Source organism: Niallia circulans NBRC 13626 (assembly GCF_001591585.1).
Lineage (GTDB): Bacteria > Bacillota > Bacilli > Bacillales > Cytobacillaceae > Niallia > Niallia circulans.
The window spans coordinates 1-17,838 of the sequence record NZ_BCVE01000040.1; the positions used below are offsets into that span (position 1 = coordinate 1).

Sequence of the window (17,838 nt, forward strand, 5' to 3'; positions counted from 1 at the left end):
GCTTCCTAATTCCGCTTCAATTTCCCTAAGTGCTTCATGTTCACTCGGAACATTTCTGGGGATTGACTCAGCTTCTGGCTTTTCCTTTGGAAGAACCTTCTTTTTCTGTGAATTGATTACTACGCTGATCTGTCCATTATTCTTCATCCGGATTGGATGCTCCAAAAGCCACACCTCCTCTTAAAACAAAACGCTCAAACACTTGCCCATCAAAAGCATTATTTATGACTATTTATAAGCATTTACATCGATTCATACTGTTTGCTACTATTCCCCATTGTTAATGTATATTCAGAACCTTTGCTATTCATTAAACTATTTTAGATTATTTTTTAAGTCCTTTCGAGGAGACTTCTGGTGAGTCCATATATGGAGAATGTTATTATGCTAAAATAAATAAATATTTCAAATATTATGTTAAATGATAAAGGAGATTAAATGGCTAGCATATTTTTAACTTCAAACGGTTTTTTTACCGATACAATTAAAGCTGAATTCTTATCCGTACAAAATCAGAGCAGTTATTTTAGGAATTTCTATCAACGTGGTGCATCATTTCTCACCAGAATTATATAGAATGAAATGGAGTAACTTCAAGTCTTGGGGGTTAACTGATAGAACTATCTTTCCTCATTATGTTCGAGAAGATATTTATAGAGACAATAGTGGTAAGAGCATGGAGAATCGTTTGAAGGAATTTGAAAGAGATACAAACAGCACTATTACTAGGTTAAAAGACGACCAATATATTCTTTTTTCATATATAAGCAAAATCTCCATCAGCGGGGGCTTCCTTCCTTTCCACTGATGGGTGACTTTTACAGTGGATTCAGCCTATCTTTAATCTTCCATAACCTCGATTAATTCACGGTATATATCCACAAAATAATTCTCTAATAAATCTTCTAGTTTACCAGAAAGCTGATTATATTCCTCATCAGCCTTTGTATTTAACGAATAGAATGCTTCTTCAGGTATTTCTCCATTTTCTAATGCTTGAAAAAGATTCCATAATTTCTCTCCATACTTTTCTTCGATTAACGCATAAGCATCAGCGTTTATGTCTTTCAATATTCTTATCAGTTCTGCAAAGTATTGGTGTCCACCGACCTCTTCTATATACCAAGAAAACCAATGGAATAATCCTTCATGTCCTCCGCTTTCCATTTCCGAATAATAATTGTAAACCATATATACCTTATTGGCCGTTTCATTTTCTGCTGGAAAATTATATTCTGCCATTATAGACACCATTACATTCCAAATATCATGATTATTCATTAATTCAGTTTTTTTTATTTTCTGTAACAATGATATCTCTCCCTTTAGTCATATATTATAGATACATCAATAAAAAACAGACTAAACCTATATTTGATCTAGTCTGTTTCTCATTAAGCTATTCCATATTCATTTCCTTGTAAATGCCTATGTATTCCTATCTTTGACTTGAATGAAACAATAGGAATTTGAATTGTTCTATAATATCTTTTTTACTGAACTTGTGTGCCTTCTAAATCAATCTGTACATTTTTTTGTGGGGCAAACGTAGAAATCGCATGCTTATAAACTAACTGCTGCTTACCTTCTGATTCAAATAATACAGTGAAATTATCGAAACCTTTTATAAATCCACGTATTTGGAATCCGTTTAATAAGAATACCGTTACGTTTGTGCCATCCTTACGTAATTGATTTAAAAATTGATCTTGAATATTAACTGATTGCTTCATGAAAATCCTCCTCTTTTCTCTCTACTATTATGTATTCGATTTAATCTCTAGCATTCCTTCTAAATAAGACGAAATTTCCTGTATTTTTTTTGTAATGTCATTTGTTTTGACGGTATCTGTCATATCATACCATTGTACATTCATTTTATTGCGAAACCAAGTTAATTGCCTTTTGGCATATCTTCTTGAATTTTGTTTTAACTCTTCAATCGATTCATTTAAGCTTAGAAGTCCATCGTAATACTTATAGATTTCCTTATAGCCGATTGCCTGAATGGACTGACAGTCTCTTATGCCCTGATGATAAAAATGCTCCACTTCCTCTAACAATCCATTATCAAGCATTTGATCGACTCTTTTGTTAATTCGCTCATAAAGAATTTCTCTATCCATTGTCAGACCAATTAATGCAGCATCATAGAGCGCCTCTTGCTTCTGCTCTTTTTGGATTTCAGACATTTTTCTGCCAGTAACATGAAAGACCTCGAGTGCTCTAATTACACGTCGTACATTATGGTGGTGGATAGCAGCTGAAGCCTCAGGATCTATTTCCTTCAATCTGTCATGAATCCTTAAGCTTCCTTCTCTCTGTGCCATTTCTTCCAGTTTCATCCGAAAAGCTGGATCTGAAGCTGTTTCCTGAAACTGATAATCATATAAAACCGCTTGAATATACAAGCCAGTTCCGCCAACAATAAACGGCAACTTTCCTCTTGCTGTAATCTCTGTTATTTTTTTGCGCACAAGCTCCTGAAATTGGGCGACGGAAAAACTCTCGTCTGGTTCTACAATATCAATTAAATGGTGCGGAACCCCCTGCATTTCTTCGGGAGAAATTTTTGCTGTCGCAATATCCATCCCCTTATATATTTGCATGGAATCTCCGCTAATGATTTCTCCGTCGTATTTTTTCGCCAGTTTAACGCTAAGATTGGTCTTTCCTACAGCAGTAGGTCCAATTAGCACCACAACTTTTTCCTTAATTGTCAAATGATTCAACTGCCTTTTGCCAACATTTAGCCATATCATATATAAGCTATTATTATTATTTTATCACATTCCTCCGTGCAGTTTAACCTGTAAGCATTATTACCAATCCTTTATGAAATATACAGAATTTTATCAATCAATCTTTATTTTTTTCTTCTCTTCTGAGTAAACAGTTATATTATATGAATCGTTATGTATCATTTGGTTTATTTCTTCGCTATGAAAAAATTGATTGATGGAACGTATAATCTCTTGAGCAGCCTCTTTCTTAATTCTTTATCCTCCACTACAAAAAATGTATATATTTCAATAGCTATTTTCTTTCTCTGAGGAATCGATACTACATCTTTCTATATGAAAATTTACTCCTCATAAGAATCCTTCCTCCAAACAAGGAGTTATATTTAACCATCTTTTATTACGTTCGACTCTTTCTTTATGATAATAGGAAACTGTCAAAGGAACTCTATAATTATACTTTTTTAAGATTGAATATACTCTCTTTATATCAGTCTGTTCTGTTACAAGTTCAATGGTGTTGGGAAAAGATATAATCAGATTCTGTTACTTCCCATTTTCAGAAAAATTCTCTGGAAAAAGTTTTATCCCTTTTATTTGGCTTCTGTAAATACTTGATAAGCTTCTTCCTCCTCCCCAATTGAACGATGTAGGATATCTTGTTTTTCATTCTTACATGCTTCGTCCAATACACCAACATAAACTTCCAATTCTACAAAATTAATTGCTTAAAGTTTCTCAATTTATTCAATAAGATCCCCTCCCTAACTATTTTGTGTCAAGCATCTAATTCTACTTCTTTTCTATTATCTCCATAGATTTTTATAATATAGGGAGCATGGTTAAAGAGTTTCTGAATGTCTTCATGTTGGAAAAAGATTTGTATAGATCTTTTTAACTCTTTGGCAGTTTCGATGTTTTTCGCTCGATCTTCATCTGTTGTGAAGGCTAATTCTGTAAATATATCGAATTTCAATTGCTCATCTTCATATGTTGGATACACATCATATACTTTATATTTTTCCTCCTTAAATATATAGGCTTCCAAAAGAGCTGGAGCAATATCCCACATTGCTTTTTCGATTTTTACAACGTCTGCACTAACCTTTCCAATTGAGAAATTCCATTCACTATCAAATTTTTTCATAATATTTTTGATTTCTTCCTTTATCATTGCTTCTTCTTCTTTTGGAATAGATTCAGATAAAAGGATTTCCGTTGATTCGCCAGATGAATAGGTTTGTTTATAATGATAGGTATTTGATGCAAGTAATTCGAATATTTCTTGTTCCATTTCCATCTGTTTATTCTCTGCCTTTTGTTCATCTGTTTGTTCTAGTTCTACTTCATTCAATTGGTTCATCTCTTCATACTTTATTTCGTAATCTAGGTCCCTATCCTTTAAATAAGATTCGATGAACATTGTTACCTCTTCTTTCTTTTCTAAACTCTCTGCTGTGCTAAATTGGACATATAAAATATTAGTTTCCCTTTCTGGATTGGTATAAATATCGGTATAGCCTTTTTGTTGAATCTCCCTTTCTAGCTGTAACACTCCTCCCTCCTTATAAATTTTATAAATATCCGGTCCGAGACTGACTCTCGTCTTTCCTAACGTTTTTTGATTAATGGATCCATTAGCAAGAAATAAATATCATAAGGATTAGCAATAGTGTCTTTCGCTTACCATTAATGCTTGATTCTATGTATTGGTTTTTCTCTTCAAAACGGAAAGAATCCAGTAAGTTTTTATTCACGAGTTTTATATCTTCTTTTATAACTGCTTCCACTTGTTCAATCGGTATTAACTTGCCATTATTTGTCCATACAAGTATGGCATCATAAATAATTACTTTCACTTTTCTCTCAGAGATATGTAGATTTCGCGCTATTTTTTTATAAGAAAAACCGTAGTAATACTTTAGTAAAAAAGCAACTCGGGCATTTACCTCAAGCAAACCTAATCGATTTAAGAGAGTACTAAAATCTAAGAATTTCTCATAAAATTGATTAGTGCGATTGTATTTAATATATTCCTTGATTATTGGTTTTGCCCATAAACGCTCAAAATGGTGAAAGGACCACTTACCCTTCACTTGATCTACCGCTCTATTTAACAATTGTTCTGCTAGTGCTCTATTTCCAGTTAATAAAAATGCTAGAAGATACCATTCATTTATATAGGCTTGTATATATTTCTTCCATTGTCTATGGCGTCTATTCAGGGTATGTTCCACCTTTCGTCATTCTCCATATATTACCTATATTTTAAAGGAAGATAGAATGCTTGTCATTAACAACTGTTTGAAAATTCAACTTACTTGGATTTGTTATTGAGATATGTAAAGGCATCTAAACTTAAGCACCAAAAAACTGCCTTTATTTTACAAAGCAGTTTTTTGCGTAAAACTTAGGATAATTCCAACATTCTATCCAATGCTATTTTTGCGTTAGACGCTATAGGCTCTTCGACAATAATTCGATTCCTTTCAAAATTGTCTTCAATTGATTCTAAGCACCATACGAAATGAGGCAAATCAATCCGATTCATTGTTAAACAAGCACACATATATGGATTAAGGGAAATAATTTCTTTATCCGGGTGCTCTTTCATAATCCGATTAACTAAGTTCATTTCCGTACCAATAGCAAAAGCACTTCCAGGTTCTGCATTTTCGATTACATCAATAATATAATTGGTTGAACCAGCTAAGTCAGCTGCCGCGACAACTTCTCTGCTGCACTCTGGATGGACAATAATTTTCATGTAAGGATATTGTTTTCTAACTTGCTCGACATTGTTTACGGTAAAATTTTCATGCACAGAACAATGACCTTTCCAGAGTATTACTTTAATATCTTCTATCACGCCTTCATAAACAAGTTCATTTTTGGCCGGATCCCAAATGGCCATCTGTTCTAAAGGAACCCCTAAATTATAGGCAGTATTTCTTCCAAGATGCTGATCTGGTAAAAATAGTAATCTTTCCTTTTTTGTAAAGGCCCAGGATACCATTTTTTCAGCATTAGAAGAGGTTACGGTTGCTCCCCCATTTTCTCCGACAAAGGCTTTAATGGCTGCTGTTGAATTTACATAGGTTAGTGGTATGATCGTGTCTCCGAATAATTCCTGCAGCTTGGTCCATGCTCGATTAGTCTGATAAATATCGGCCATATCCGCCATCGAGCAGCCCGCCCGCATATCTGGCAAGTAGACTTTCTGCTTCACTGTAGTAAGGATATCAGCTGTTTCTGCCATGAAATGAACCCCACAAAAGACAATAAACTCTGCTTCAGTATTTTCAGCCGCAACTTGCGCTAGCTTTAAGCTATCCCCTGTAGCATCGGAAAATTGAATGACTTCATCCTTTTGATAATGATGACCTGGAATAAATAGTTTTTTGCCTAATCGATTCTTTACACAAACAGCTCTCTCTTCTAATTCCGCGTTTGTCATGGCTAAGTATTTCTTTGGTATTGTATTCGATGCTTGCAGCCCCTCTAAAAGATTCATTTTCCTCTCCCCTTTTTATCTTTAATCAAAGCTTACTTTCACACTAATATCTAACGCTTTCACCGAATGGGTTAAAAATCCTAATGAAATATAATCCACTCCACACTCTCGATAGGAAGCAAGATTTTCTAACGTAATTCCTCCAGATGCTTCTGTTGTGACAGTTTCTGGTACATGAGTAATCCACTCCACGATTTCTTCAGGCTTTCGATTGTCAAACATAATCACATCAGCGCCAGCAGCTAAAGCTTCAAACATTTGTTCCTTTGTTTCCGTTTCAACTTCTACCTTCACCATATGGCCAATTGACTGTTTAACCGCTTTTACAGCATTAGCGATCGAACCGGCAAAGGCAATATGATTATCTTTAATCAACACCGCATCATACAATCCAAAGCGATGATTATGTCCTCCGCCAACTGTTACTGCATATTTTTCTAACATTCTTAATCCTGGGGTCGTTTTTCTTGTATCACTTATTTTTGTATAGCCACTATTTAATGTTTCTACTGCTTCACGTGTTTTTGTGGCGATACCACTCATTCTTTGGACAAGATTTAAAATAACTCGCTCTCCTTTTAATAAATCACGAATCTTTCCTTTTACTGTCGCCAATTTTTGACCTGCTTCCATTCGGTCGCCATCATGGATAAGCATTCTGACTTCTGTGGCAGGATTTAAAACCTGGAATCCTGCCTGAATAATCTCTTCCCCGCAAAAAACTCCATTATCTTTCGCTAAAAATACGATTTCTCCTTGCTGCTCTTGTGGAAAAATCGCATCTGTTGTCACATCACGTTCACCGATATCTTCTATAAAAAATGCTTCCAGTAGTTTCTGCAATTTTAATTGGTTCATTTTGATTCTCCTTTGTTTGTTCTCGATTCATGCAGACCTTTTTCTTCATCCATTCATTCTTTTCCATAGGATAATCAGAACGAAAGTGGCCCCCTCTGCTTTCTTTTCTTTCCAACGCAGATTTTGTAATTAGAAAAGCAGTTAAAAGCATAAAGTACTTTTCTATCTCCTCGACTGACTTATTTTCTAAAGAGATCTGTTCCAGATTGGTCATTCCGAAACCTTCAAGCCATTCAAGATGCATCTGTAAGTGGATTCCATTACGGACAATGCCTGCATACTCCATCATTCGATTCTGAATCTCTCCTCTTTCTGGCAAAATCGGAAAGAAATTTGCCTTCTTTTCTTCGGTTTTGCATTGAAACATTTTCGCTTTTATTTTTGTTTTTTTTTGAAGGAGTGTCGCAAGGCTTTTCCCCATATATAAACCCTCTAAGAGAGAATTGCTGGCTAAACGGTTCGCTCCATGAAAACCTGTACAAGCTGCCTCACCAATTGCATAAAGATTATTGATATTTGTTCTTCCATGCAGGTCTGTATCAATTCCTCCCATTAAAAAATGACTCCCTGGCGCAAACGGAAGCAACCCTTTCTGCAAATCAATGCCCGCTTCTCGACACATATTTGCAATCGTAGGAAATCTTTCTTGGAAATTTGCAATCATTGAAATATCTAAATAAACTGGTTCCCCACTTGATAAATACTGATAAATTGTTTGGGAGACGATATGCCGTGGCGCTAAGTCTTTATATGGATGGACATGTTCCATCACGTACTCACCAGAAGCTGTAACTAATCTTGCTCCATCTCCTCTGACAGCTTCTGAAATCAGTCCAATCGTTTTTCCGTTGACATAAAGCAGGGTAGGATGAAATTGTATAAACTCCATATCGCTAATATTTGCCCCAGCTAAATAAGCAAGCGCAATTCCATCTCCCATAATGGTGGAAGCACTACTCGCATAGGTGTAAAGATTTCCACAGCCTCCTGTTGCAATAACAGTATGAGCGCTATAAAATTCTGTTCGCGTGCCATCTGCTAAAATCCCTTTTGCGCCAAAGCATTGTTTAGTATTAGTATTTACCATTAATTCATAGACAAAAACATTTTCAATGATTTTAATATTATTAGTCTTCGTTTTCACTAAATACTGCATCAGTTGTTTTCCCGTAGTATCGCCGCCACTGTGAACTATTCTGTTTTCCGAATGAGCACCCTCCATTCCTAATGCAAGATTTCCTGCCATATCCTCATCAAATGCGCATCCACCCTGCCGTAAATCATTTATTAAGAAGGGTGCTGCATTTGTAATTTCCGCTACTACTTCAGGATTATTGTGAAAGCGTCCAGCTTCTAAAGTATCAAGTGCGTGCTTTCTATAATCATCTGAATCTCCCATGCTTGCAGCAATTCCACCTTGAGCTAAATAAGAATTGCTGATTTCGATATTAGATTTTGTGAGAATAATCACATTGAAGTCAGTTGAAAGCTTTTTAGCTAGCTGCAAGCTAGCGATTCCACTGCCGATAATCAATACATCTATGGCCATTTTTCACCATCCTATTTTACAAGTGTCTTGACACCTATATTTACATAGATTTAAAATTATGGCAAGGGTTTTTTTGGAAAGACTTTTAGCTTTGAATCTGAATCCTGTAAACTACTGATCTTTTTGGAGGAATTTTTGATGAAATATTTTGACTATGCAGCAACTACTTCTTTAGATCCCGATGCTGCTTCTACTTATGTCGAGATTGCTTGTAAATACTTTGGGAATTCGAATAGTCTTCATGATATGGGAGATACAGCTAGTAGAATCGTAGAGAATTGCCGTGATGAATGGGGAAGATTAATAAACGTAGATAAAAATGGCATATACTTCACAAGCGGCGGTACAGAAAGTAATTTTCTTATTTTGCACAGCTTACTAATGGGAACAAAAAAGGAAGGAAAACACCTAATTACATCAACAGCAGAGCATGCTTCTATACATAGTGCGATGCATGTCTTAGCTGACAAAGGCTATGAAATTACATATTTGCCATTATCAAAAACTGGCTTAATCGATACTCGGTTACTAGAAGAAACAATTCGTCCTGATACCGTGCTTGTTTCTATCCAACATGTAAATTCTGAGATTGGTGCGATCCAGTCTATAAAAGAAATCAGCACGATTTGTAAAAGATACCACATCCTTTTTCATAGTGATATGGTGCAAAGTTTTGGAAAAATAGAGGTTAAAGAAGTAACCCCCTATGTCGATGCATTATCCCTCTCAAGCCATAAATTTTATGGACCAAAAGGCGTCGGTATTGCCTATATTAATCCGAATGTTCCTTGGATTCCAATAGTATTAAATGGCAGCCACGAAAATGGCTTTCGCTCTGGCACAGTTAACACAGCTGGGATTGCAAGTATGACTGTCGCTGCCCAAAAGGCATGTTCTACAATTTCGAAAAACGAAACGAAGCTTTCTAAGTTCCGAAAATTATTTACGAAGATGATTCCGAAAGAATCCGTTACTATTTTTGAATGCACGGATCAATATCCAGGAATTATCGGATTACGAGCTAAAGGGATAGAAGGTCAATGGCTAATGCTTGAATGCAATCGTCGTGGATTTGCCATTTCAACTGGGAGTGCGTGCCAGGTCGGAAAACAAGCCCCTTCCAAAACAATGGAGGCATTTGGATTAGCAGTTCAAGAGGCAAAAGAGTTTGTTCGGATATCGATGGGCAAAGACACCAAGGAAGATGATGTAAGGGATTTGGCCAATACGATTAAACAACTTGCAATAAAACGTTCAATTCCTAAGTAACCTTTTAATGGAAAGCCATACCCCTGATATGTTAGGCTTTCCATTGCTTAACGAAATTATTTCTTCATAATTAAGAAAGAATCTTTATCATGATATAGTCAGATTGTTCTTCATTGCCCATATAAAAAGAGTGAGCACCAGTCTGAACAAAACCAAACTTTTGATAGAATCTAATGGCTTTTTTATTTTTTTCCCATACACCAAGCCAGATTTTCTTTTTGGATTCCTTCTTAGCAATATCAATAGCTTTATTCATTAGAACTTGTCCAAGACCATGTTTTTGAAATTTCCTTTTTATATAGATTCTTTCTATTTCTAGTGAGTCTTCTCCCATTTGTTCAGATTGTGCATCCATCCTATTTATCTTTAAATATCCAGCTAGTTCTTTATTTAAATAGACAAAATAGAATTGCGAAGAGAGATTGGACAATTCCTTTTTCAGTTGCTCTAAGTTAAAAGCTTTTTCCAAATAATCCTTCATATTTTCTGGTGAATTTTGATTTCTGAAAGTCTCATCAAAAGTTTCCAAGCTAATATCTTGCAGTTTATGTATATCAGCGATTGTACATTTTTCAATATAAGTCTCCATAGAATACCTGCTCTCCTTCCGTCTTAATAATTGCGCTTATTGCCTTTTTTTACATACTCCCAGTCTTTTTCTATATTTTTTCTTACTCTTAGAAGGAGGTTGAACAAGATATCCACCTCCTCCTTAGACAATCCAGCTAATGCTATTTCATTTGAATAATCATTTTCGCTTTTGATATATGGATACACTTTTTCCCCTTTTTCTGTTGGAAATAGTTTTTTTATTTTCTTGTTATGTGGATCATCTTCTTTTGTAATGAATCCATTAATCTCCAATTTTTTAATTGCTCTTGCTGCCGTTGTTCGATCTACTTTAATCATTTCAGCTAACTTCTCTTGAATGATACCGGGATTTTCAAAAATTCTTACAAGGTATAAATATTGCCCCCTTGTAAGATTATATTCTTTAAATTCGATATTACTAATTGAATCTAGCGCTCTTCCAATCATTCCAATCTCTCGAAGAATTTCTTTCACCTTTCCAACCCTCAATCCTTTTTGTTGTATTTACAATAAAAATAATTAAGTTTATTTTAATCCTTTTTTGCTGTATTTGCAATAAAATAATTAAGAATTAATTACTTTTTATGCACTTTATATAAAGATGCTTATGCAAAAAATCAGTTGGCTCTATAGAGTCAACTGATTTTTAGACTTTAGACAAATTTTTGTATTTTAGAAATAGAATGATAAATTAGCATAGTTATCATTCTCCTTGAATGGTGGAATATTGCTTGCAGCGGGCCTAGTCCATAAATTAAACACTCTCAAGGAATACATGCAATATCAATTCTGCTTTCAAATATATTTTTGTTGAAAACTTTCCTTTATTCATTAATAGTTAAAAAGTAGATTCTGGATGATTAGGTTTCTCCTCAAATACATTATTATTAAGATATTTATGAAAAAACCACTCTCCTATTCCTATTACTACAGCTGATAGAATTGCTGCAACACTCAGGTTATTATCATCTGCAAACATGGATTTACCCATTAAATAAATGATAAGAACCGTCAATATTGCATCTGAAACTGTCGCTATTATGTTACGCTTTACAAATGCTGCATCATCGCCGATTTTTCTAAAGATGAACAAATCACCAATAATGTAAGCAGCAATCGTCAGAACAATGCTGATCCAAAGCGTATTGCCAAATTCCCCATCAAAGATTCCAGTAAGAATAATCCCTAATACTAAGAGGATCATTATTAGCTTAATAACAACCGCCTTCAAATGATTCATCTACATCCCTCCGTGATTTTTATACCTAATAAATACCACGGAAATTTTATGTTAATCCTCTAAGAAAAGAATTTATTATGGTAAATTCTAGAACAGTCTATTAACTTTATCCTATTTATCGCTTCTTTAACATTTTTTTTTCTTACATAAAAATGGCGCAACTATGAAATATTAATATAATATCAAAAAAATAAAATTGTATTTGATATATGCACTTGTTGGAGGAGTTTTTATGAAGAAAATCAGTCATGATGTAGAACTAACCACAGCTGAAATAGCGAACCTTTGGACTCAATACATAAATGATTCTTTATCCATATGTATTCTTACCCATTCAATTGAAAAGGCAAAAGACAAAGACATTAAAGAAGTACTTAACTTTTCCCTTAGTCTTGCTGAATCCCATATTACTAAAATTACTGATTTCTTTACTCAAGAGAACTTTCCCATTCCCAAAGGTTTTTCAGTGGAGGAAGATGTTAATTTAAATGCTCCTTCTATCTTTACTGACGCTTTTATTATAGCGTATTTACATGTTATGACCTTACTAGGATTAACTGGATATGCAGGTGCCGTTTCTACATCATCAAGAGATGACCAGTTAGATTACTTTATTCAATGCAACAAGGAAACGATGGAGTTACATAAACGAATCGTTTCCATCATGTTAAATAAAGGATTCTATAGTAAAACCGCTAGAATTAATACACCAGAGCAAGTCAAATTTGTCGATGACCAGAGTTATTTAGCTGGATGGTTTGGGAAAAAACGACCATTAAATACGATTGAAATAAGTGGTATGAGTTTTAACATGAAAAAAGACATAGTAAAAACCGTTTTAGAATTAGGATTTGCTCAAGTTTGCCAAATAAAAGAAATTCAAAAATATTTTGAAAGAGGTAAAAAAATTTGTTTGAACCACTTCACTACTTTTAATACTATCCTTACAAAGGAAGACTTATCTTCTCCGAAAACATGGGTGTCGGAAGTAACAAATTCCACCGTTCCCCCTTTTTCTGATAAATTAATGTTATACCATATTGTTACATTGGTTTCTTCTGCAGTTGGCTATTATGGTGCTGGCTTATCTGTTTCTCAAAGGAGAGATATCGCCGCAGAATATACGAAATTCATGGCTTAAGTGGGTTTATACGCCGAAGATGGATGTGAATTATTAATAAAGTATGGATGTGAATTATTAATAAAGTATGGATGGCTAGAGCAACCTCCGTTAGCTGATAACAGACAGACTTTAGCAAATAATAAAGAATAATTCTTACTGCTAGATTTACTAGTTAGGAAAAAAATATATGGAGCATAGTCTCACAGGCTTTGCTCTATTTTTAAGATCCATTTGAAGATTGCTCTTTATTTCATTTCCTCTTTAATACTTTGAGTCAAGCATTTACTAATATTATCTATTTACATAGATATATCTTTCATCAATGTTTACTTACTCCTTTTCAAATCCTGTTTTTCTATTAATTGTAGAAATTTATTCTTCGTTTCTGGATGATAAGTAATAATTTCACCATTATATATAACTGTAAATACGCCGAAGGGTGTTGGAGACTGATGTTGTACCATTTCATTATCGTTCATTTCAAGTACTGTTACATTTAAGCCGTGCTCATCTGCTGCAGCTTGTAAATTATCAACTGCATCCTGCGTGAACGGACATTGGTTTGATTTGAACACCGTAATCCCATTATCATATTCGTTTGCTAGTTGCGGCCAATCAATAAAGCTAGGTTTCCGATCATTTTGAAAAGCATAAGCCATTAATTCAAAATCCCCTTTTTTATCCACTTGATTGAAGCCTTTTTTTTCAAAGATAGTTTTGTCTGGTAACCAGCTTTTCTTACTAGTGACTATTGTAATACCATCTAAATGTAATTCTCTCGCATCCGTTATACATTCCTCTAAGAGCTTGCTACCATAGCCCTTTCCTTTGCTCTTGCCAACGATCCAGAAGCAGTGAATCACCATATATTTCTTGGCATTTATCGCTCGCCAAGTAAATTCACCGGGAATATATTCAATAAACCCTCTTTGTCGACCGTCTTCTAGAAGGATTTTTACTTTTAACCCATCTTTAAACCGTTCCTTCAGCCATGCTAGTTTATTTTGATACCCTTTTGATTTTGGTTTGCTTCTCATACAAAAAAATCCGTATTCATCCACGTTTTCAGCATTTACATTCAAGATTTCAAACATCGTCTCTCCTCCGTATCTTTTAAATGGAATGTTCATCAACTATAGACATTCTCCTACAGATTGCTTAATGCTTCTTATAATCCATTTTTCTTCCCTAATACTTTCCCCATAATCATAAAAGGATCCTCAGTCTTATTCAGTATGAATGCATTCTTAATAACAGTCCATCCTAAGCCAGTGTATAAACTTTGTGCCGCTGTATTCGTTACTTGTGTCGTTAATACAGCTGTTTTATTGTCTACACCAAGCAACAAATCTCTTATTAATTTACTTCCAAATCCTCTTTTTCGATGCAAGGGATGAATAACTAATTCAACTACTTCAAAGCAATCTTTCAACCAAAAATCGTATTCTTCCTGACTGAGCTCATTAGAAAGCAGTGTATGATAGTATTGTTCTGGTAAAGATATATATCCATATACAAACCCTATTAGTCTCCCTTCTGTTGAAATTATCCTATTCCCCCTAAATCCTTTATACTTGCTGTGTCTTACTAAAGGTTCCTTAATAGATCTATTCCATACACTTTTATACAGCTCTTCGATTTGTTCTATTATGATGTCATCTTTCTCTATTGATAACACCCGAACCACTTTGTCGCACCTCCCTCCTTGCTATAGTTTCATTTTCAGCCCTTCATGTGTTGCTTGAAAGCCTAATCGTTCATAAAAACGCAAGGCATCTGGTCTTTGTTTGTCAGTCGTAAGCTGAATTAAATGACAGCCTCTTTCTTTGGCACGCTCGATTGCCCAGTTAATTAGTTGAGTACCTACCCCTTTTCCTCTTACAGAAGAGGCAGTTCTTACCCCTTCAATAGTCGCTCGCCATCCTCCTTGATGGGTAATATATGGAGTAAATGTAATTTGTTGAACCCCAACTACTTCAATTCCAAAACATGCTACCACTAATTCATTATTGGGATCTTCTGCAATAGCTTGAAACGCTTGCAGATAACTGGCAGGTAGTGGCTGTTCATAACGCTCTCGCTTACTGCCTAAAACATCATCAGCAAGCATAGCTACAATCTGATCTAAATCTTGTAATACTGCTAACCTAAACTCTAATGACTCCGTCACTTTATTTCCCCCTTTAGTAAAAAACTATTTCGATAGTTCTCAATTGTTTATCCAGTCGTTTGAAAAGCTAATAGACCTAACGACTATAATATAAAGGACAGTAATTTACTTTTCAGCTCCTATTTTAGATTAAAGCCACTCTGCAAACCAAGCCACATAGTATGCTGCTGGTAAAAAGATTATTTGTGCTACTATGGTACCGATAAATTTAGAACTAACCATTGTTAATGAGTAACTTTTCAAATAGATGTAGTCCGTTTGTTTTTTCATGACGCGATCGGCTAACACAGACGCCTTTGGATCAATAAATAAGGTCAGAATGATGGTGGCAATCCCGTTTATTACCCCTGAGGACATTAAAGCTGCCTGAGAAACTTTTGCAGGAACTAACATGGAAGCATATATGGAGGATATGACACCCGTCGTAAATATAGCTGAAATAATGACATTTAATACAAATAAACGCTTTGGAACTGTGTTTAAGGTAATTCCTCTAAAATAGGAAATTCTCGGTAATTTGAGACATTTTACAAGCTTTTTCCAATTGTTTTTCTTGAATAATTTAGAAAAAAGAGCTAGCATGGACCCTCTTTCATTTGCTAATTGAACAATGGCTCGTGAAAAAATATTAATAAATGTTGGAAACAACAGGATTCCAAATAATACTCCCAATGATGTTACTCCTATCAAAATTCGATATTGCGCCGCAATAAAAGTTAATTTGTCTGCCCCTTTGGGAACTTCTGCTATCAATTTTGCTGTTAATGGCTGTTGAAACATAGTGGAAAATCGCGAAACAATAACCATTGTGCTAAATAACGATATAGCAGTAGCAATTAACCTTACTCTCGTACCAGATATTCTTGTTGAATAGGCCAATGTTTCTACCATTGTAATCACTAATAGTAAAATAGAAATAATGATGACCTTTGACGTTATTAATTCCATAAAAACTCCTTTAATTTTTATTCTAGCTACATTATAACTCTTTTTCTGAAATTAACTAGAAATATTTACTAAAGTTGATTTTACATTAAGTAGATGTTGTTATTGCAATAAAAGGACACCAATAGAAGTGTCCTTTTCTTTATATGTATTTATTTTAAAGGCTATTTTGCTGTAACTTTACGATATACAATATAATTCGCAGTGTTCAAAATAATTGTTACAGAAAGTAGAACTGCAGTCGCAACCACTACCCCACCTGTTGTGTCCATCATTGCACTCCAATCCTCCATTTTTACAAGATAATAGCTATAGATAATCTGAAAAGAGATAGAAATCGCACAAGCACTCATGCTAAGAAAACAAATCATTAGCCCATTTCTCTGAACTTTCTCTTTATTTCCCATTAAGTTTGTAGCCGGCAATATCCAAGCAATTAAACCAAGCACCAGGCTCCCTATATTCAGTAAACCCATTATATTTTAGTGCCTCCTTATTATATACTTTTCACATTTAAAAGCCCTAGAAGTATATTCCCTTATTCTAGTGTAGAGATAACTCTTTATCCTAAAACTAAATTACTTCCTTATTTGATATCATGTTTTAACCATTTAAACCATCTTCCATGTCCGTCTGTTTCTGCAATGGTATTTTCACTCTTCTTACCGTCCATATAATAATCTAAGTGTAAGTATCTATCTTGAATATTATTATAAAGATGAAACACTTCTCTGTACTTCCCGATTTCTTCCACGCTTTGTAACAGAAGCTCCTTCCCTTCTCTTGGTATTTGATTCGCTACATGGGTATGAAAGATGCAAATGGCACTGCCCTCTGGAATAGTTTCGGCATAATGTGGCAGCAAGCTTACTCCATCACCGCTCACTACGTTCAAAGCACCTTCTCTTCTGTAATCTGCCGCTTTTTCAAATAAGAATAATCTCTCTCTATGTTCTGGCCATATCAATGCTTTTAGCCATAATTCTTCGTCTTTGTCATGTAAATCTATCGTATGTAAATCAAAACCAATCCTTGCCGTAACAGGAGGAGAAGTTTTCAAAAAGAATGGCATATTTTCTCCTATTACAGTCGCAGTAATTGGCAGTTCTGACTCTGAATTTCCATACCATTCTTTACCGTATGAATAGGCATACTTATCCCACTGAAGCTGAAATCCTGCACTAGTGCCTATTTCGATTAACGCTAGCGGTTTCTTTGCTAGATTATATATCATACAAAAAGCAGGATAAAGGTAAGAACATCTTCTTACCTCATTCGTTTGGACTAACTTCGTTTGGAGAATCCATTTAATCTCCTTTTGATATTTGAGGCAGAAATCTTTAAAAATAGGAAACGAAGCCTTAGCTGTTTTGGGATTCTCTGTGATACTAGGGTAATAATCTTTTAGCGAGTGATTGGTCCCCTTTAACAGTAGGTAGTGAACTGCACCAAATAATAGATTTGGGACAGGCTGCCCCTCTCTAGCACATTTAGCAATATTAAGAAGCGTTTTATCCATTGCAATTTGTTTTGACAAAAGTTCGTAAATGAAGCTTGATCCCTTACATTCCTTTTCTGCAAAGGTTAAAAATGTTTGAGTCAGCATTTCATTAGTTTGCATTCTCCTAATCATCCCCTCATATGAATTGTACTCTCCCCTGTTTAATGCTGTATGTGCTTAAATGCTTAAAAATTTTCTCTACTTATTATATGTAGTTTGGCTGATTTCCACCTTGCTTTGGCTGATAAATTCGGTGTTTGGCTGATTTCCCTCTTACTTTGGCTGATAATTTCGGCGTTTGGCTGATTTCCTTCATACTTTGGCTGATAATTTCGGC

Annotated in this window: 19 protein-coding genes; 2 read left to right on the plus strand and 17 right to left on the minus strand. The window is 34.8% G+C overall.

Features of this window, described 5'->3' with window-relative positions; genetic code table 11:
* Nucleotides 1-840 precede the first annotated feature (840 nt).
* The 8 genes from BCI01S_RS23995 to nadB all read right to left on the minus strand — a co-directional run bounded on the left by BCI01S_RS23995 (nt 841) and on the right by nadB (nt 8,662).
* Nucleotides 841-1,311, minus strand: a complete 471-nt coding sequence (locus BCI01S_RS23995; RefSeq protein WP_167555750.1) for a DMP19 family protein — start codon at nt 1,309-1,311, stop codon at nt 841-843.
* A 182-nt stretch (nt 1,312-1,493) separates the two neighbouring features.
* Nucleotides 1,494-1,733: an RNA chaperone Hfq gene (hfq, locus tag BCI01S_RS24000; RefSeq protein ID WP_031538267.1), complete on the minus strand. Its 240-nt coding sequence runs from the start codon at nt 1,731-1,733 to the stop codon at nt 1,494-1,496.
* 27 nt (nt 1,734-1,760) lie between these two features.
* The gene (miaA, locus tag BCI01S_RS24005; RefSeq protein ID WP_280529779.1) at nt 1,761-2,723 is read right to left on the minus strand and encodes a tRNA (adenosine(37)-N6)-dimethylallyltransferase MiaA; all 963 of its coding nucleotides are present in this window, start codon (nt 2,721-2,723) and stop codon (nt 1,761-1,763) included.
* 796 nt (nt 2,724-3,519) lie between these two features.
* Nucleotides 3,520-4,296, minus strand: coding sequence for a hypothetical protein (locus BCI01S_RS24010; protein WP_061801302.1), 777 nt, complete (start codon nt 4,294-4,296; stop codon nt 3,520-3,522).
* An 82-nt stretch (nt 4,297-4,378) separates the two neighbouring features.
* Nucleotides 4,379-4,978 (minus strand): RNA polymerase sigma factor, encoded by a 600-nt coding sequence (locus BCI01S_RS24015; protein ID WP_061801303.1) that lies wholly within the window; start codon nt 4,976-4,978, stop codon nt 4,379-4,381.
* A 173-nt stretch (nt 4,979-5,151) separates the two neighbouring features.
* On the minus strand, nt 5,152-6,255 hold the full coding sequence (gene nadA, locus BCI01S_RS24020) for a quinolinate synthase NadA (RefSeq protein ID WP_047944744.1): 1,104 nt from the start codon (nt 6,253-6,255) through the stop codon (nt 5,152-5,154).
* A gap of 21 nt (nt 6,256-6,276) precedes the next feature.
* The gene (gene nadC, locus BCI01S_RS24025) at nt 6,277-7,113 is read right to left on the minus strand and encodes a carboxylating nicotinate-nucleotide diphosphorylase (RefSeq protein WP_061801304.1); all 837 of its coding nucleotides are present in this window, start codon (nt 7,111-7,113) and stop codon (nt 6,277-6,279) included.
* A complete protein-coding gene (gene nadB, locus BCI01S_RS24030; RefSeq protein ID WP_061801305.1) occupies nt 7,055-8,662 on the minus strand; it encodes an L-aspartate oxidase in 1,608 nt (535 codons plus the stop codon). Before nadB ends, nadC begins: the two co-directional genes overlap by 59 nt.
* A gap of 138 nt (nt 8,663-8,800) precedes the next feature.
* Between nadB and BCI01S_RS24035 the strand changes: the two genes are divergently transcribed.
* Nucleotides 8,801-9,931 (plus strand): IscS subfamily cysteine desulfurase, encoded by a 1,131-nt coding sequence (locus tag BCI01S_RS24035; RefSeq protein ID WP_061801306.1) that lies wholly within the window; start codon nt 8,801-8,803, stop codon nt 9,929-9,931.
* A 70-nt stretch (nt 9,932-10,001) separates the two neighbouring features.
* Here the strand turns inward: BCI01S_RS24035 and paiA are convergent, their stop codons facing one another.
* The 3 genes from paiA to BCI01S_RS24050 all read right to left on the minus strand — a co-directional run bounded on the left by paiA (nt 10,002) and on the right by BCI01S_RS24050 (nt 11,762).
* Nucleotides 10,002-10,520, minus strand: coding sequence for a spermidine/spermine N(1)-acetyltransferase (gene paiA, locus BCI01S_RS24040; protein ID WP_047944738.1), 519 nt, complete (start codon nt 10,518-10,520; stop codon nt 10,002-10,004).
* A gap of 23 nt (nt 10,521-10,543) precedes the next feature.
* Nucleotides 10,544-10,996: a MarR family winged helix-turn-helix transcriptional regulator gene (locus BCI01S_RS24045; RefSeq protein ID WP_047944736.1), complete on the minus strand. Its 453-nt coding sequence runs from the start codon at nt 10,994-10,996 to the stop codon at nt 10,544-10,546.
* 364 nt (nt 10,997-11,360) lie between these two features.
* Nucleotides 11,361-11,762 (minus strand): DUF2512 family protein, encoded by a 402-nt coding sequence (locus BCI01S_RS24050; protein ID WP_047944734.1) that lies wholly within the window; start codon nt 11,760-11,762, stop codon nt 11,361-11,363.
* A 232-nt stretch (nt 11,763-11,994) separates the two neighbouring features.
* On the opposite strand from BCI01S_RS24050, the gene BCI01S_RS24055 reads away from it, so the two are divergent.
* On the plus strand, nt 11,995-12,903 hold the full coding sequence (locus BCI01S_RS24055) for a DUF3231 family protein (RefSeq protein ID WP_061801307.1): 909 nt from the start codon (nt 11,995-11,997) through the stop codon (nt 12,901-12,903).
* Nucleotides 12,904-13,211: 308 nt separating this feature from the next.
* Here the strand turns inward: BCI01S_RS24055 and BCI01S_RS24060 are convergent, their stop codons facing one another.
* From BCI01S_RS24060 to BCI01S_RS24085, 6 genes are all read right to left on the minus strand, one after another.
* Nucleotides 13,212-13,979 (minus strand): GNAT family N-acetyltransferase, encoded by a 768-nt coding sequence (locus BCI01S_RS24060; protein ID WP_047944759.1) that lies wholly within the window; start codon nt 13,977-13,979, stop codon nt 13,212-13,214.
* 74 nt (nt 13,980-14,053) lie between these two features.
* Nucleotides 14,054-14,572, minus strand: a complete 519-nt coding sequence (locus BCI01S_RS24065; RefSeq protein ID WP_061801308.1) for a GNAT family N-acetyltransferase — start codon at nt 14,570-14,572, stop codon at nt 14,054-14,056.
* A 21-nt stretch (nt 14,573-14,593) separates the two neighbouring features.
* A complete protein-coding gene (locus BCI01S_RS24070) occupies nt 14,594-15,055 on the minus strand; it encodes a GNAT family N-acetyltransferase (RefSeq protein ID WP_061801309.1) in 462 nt (153 codons plus the stop codon).
* 129 nt (nt 15,056-15,184) lie between these two features.
* A complete protein-coding gene (locus tag BCI01S_RS24075) occupies nt 15,185-16,003 on the minus strand; it encodes a lipid II flippase Amj family protein (protein ID WP_047944730.1) in 819 nt (272 codons plus the stop codon).
* A 161-nt stretch (nt 16,004-16,164) separates the two neighbouring features.
* Nucleotides 16,165-16,476 carry a hypothetical protein gene (locus tag BCI01S_RS24080; RefSeq protein ID WP_217275696.1) on the minus strand — a complete coding sequence of 104 codons (312 nt, stop codon included), beginning with the start codon at nt 16,474-16,476 and terminating at the stop codon, nt 16,165-16,167.
* A gap of 110 nt (nt 16,477-16,586) precedes the next feature.
* Entirely contained in the window at nt 16,587-17,621 is a 1,035-nt protein-coding gene (locus tag BCI01S_RS24085) for a DUF2332 domain-containing protein (protein WP_061801311.1), read from the minus strand.
* Nucleotides 17,622-17,838 lie beyond the last annotated feature (217 nt).

Bases quoted from the DNA above. Each gene is read 5' to 3' on its own strand.
- nadB (WP_061801305.1), bottom strand. From the start codon at position 8,662: ATGGCCATAGATGTATTGATTATCGGCAGTGGAATCGCTAGCTTGCAG.
- BCI01S_RS24060 (WP_047944759.1), bottom strand. From the start codon at position 13,979: ATGTTTGAAATCTTGAATGTAAATGCTGAAAACGTGGATGAATACGGA.
- nadC (WP_061801304.1), bottom strand. From the start codon at position 7,113: ATGAACCAATTAAAATTGCAGAAACTACTGGAAGCATTTTTTATAGAA.
- BCI01S_RS24080 (WP_217275696.1), bottom strand. From the start codon at position 16,476: ATGGGTTTACTGAATATAGGGAGCCTGGTGCTTGGTTTAATTGCTTGG.
- BCI01S_RS24085 (WP_061801311.1), bottom strand. From the start codon at position 17,621: ATGCAAACTAATGAAATGCTGACTCAAACATTTTTAACCTTTGCAGAA.
- BCI01S_RS24050 (WP_047944734.1), bottom strand. From the start codon at position 11,762: ATGAATCATTTGAAGGCGGTTGTTATTAAGCTAATAATGATCCTCTTA.
- BCI01S_RS24035 (WP_061801306.1), top strand. From the start codon at position 8,801: ATGAAATATTTTGACTATGCAGCAACTACTTCTTTAGATCCCGATGCT.
- BCI01S_RS24075 (WP_047944730.1), bottom strand. From the start codon at position 16,003: ATGGAATTAATAACGTCAAAGGTCATCATTATTTCTATTTTACTATTA.
- hfq (WP_031538267.1), bottom strand. From the start codon at position 1,733: ATGAAGCAATCAGTTAATATTCAAGATCAATTTTTAAATCAATTACGT.
- BCI01S_RS24055 (WP_061801307.1), top strand. From the start codon at position 11,995: ATGAAGAAAATCAGTCATGATGTAGAACTAACCACAGCTGAAATAGCG.
- nadA (WP_047944744.1), bottom strand. From the start codon at position 6,255: ATGAATCTTTTAGAGGGGCTGCAAGCATCGAATACAATACCAAAGAAA.
- paiA (WP_047944738.1), bottom strand. From the start codon at position 10,520: ATGGAGACTTATATTGAAAAATGTACAATCGCTGATATACATAAACTG.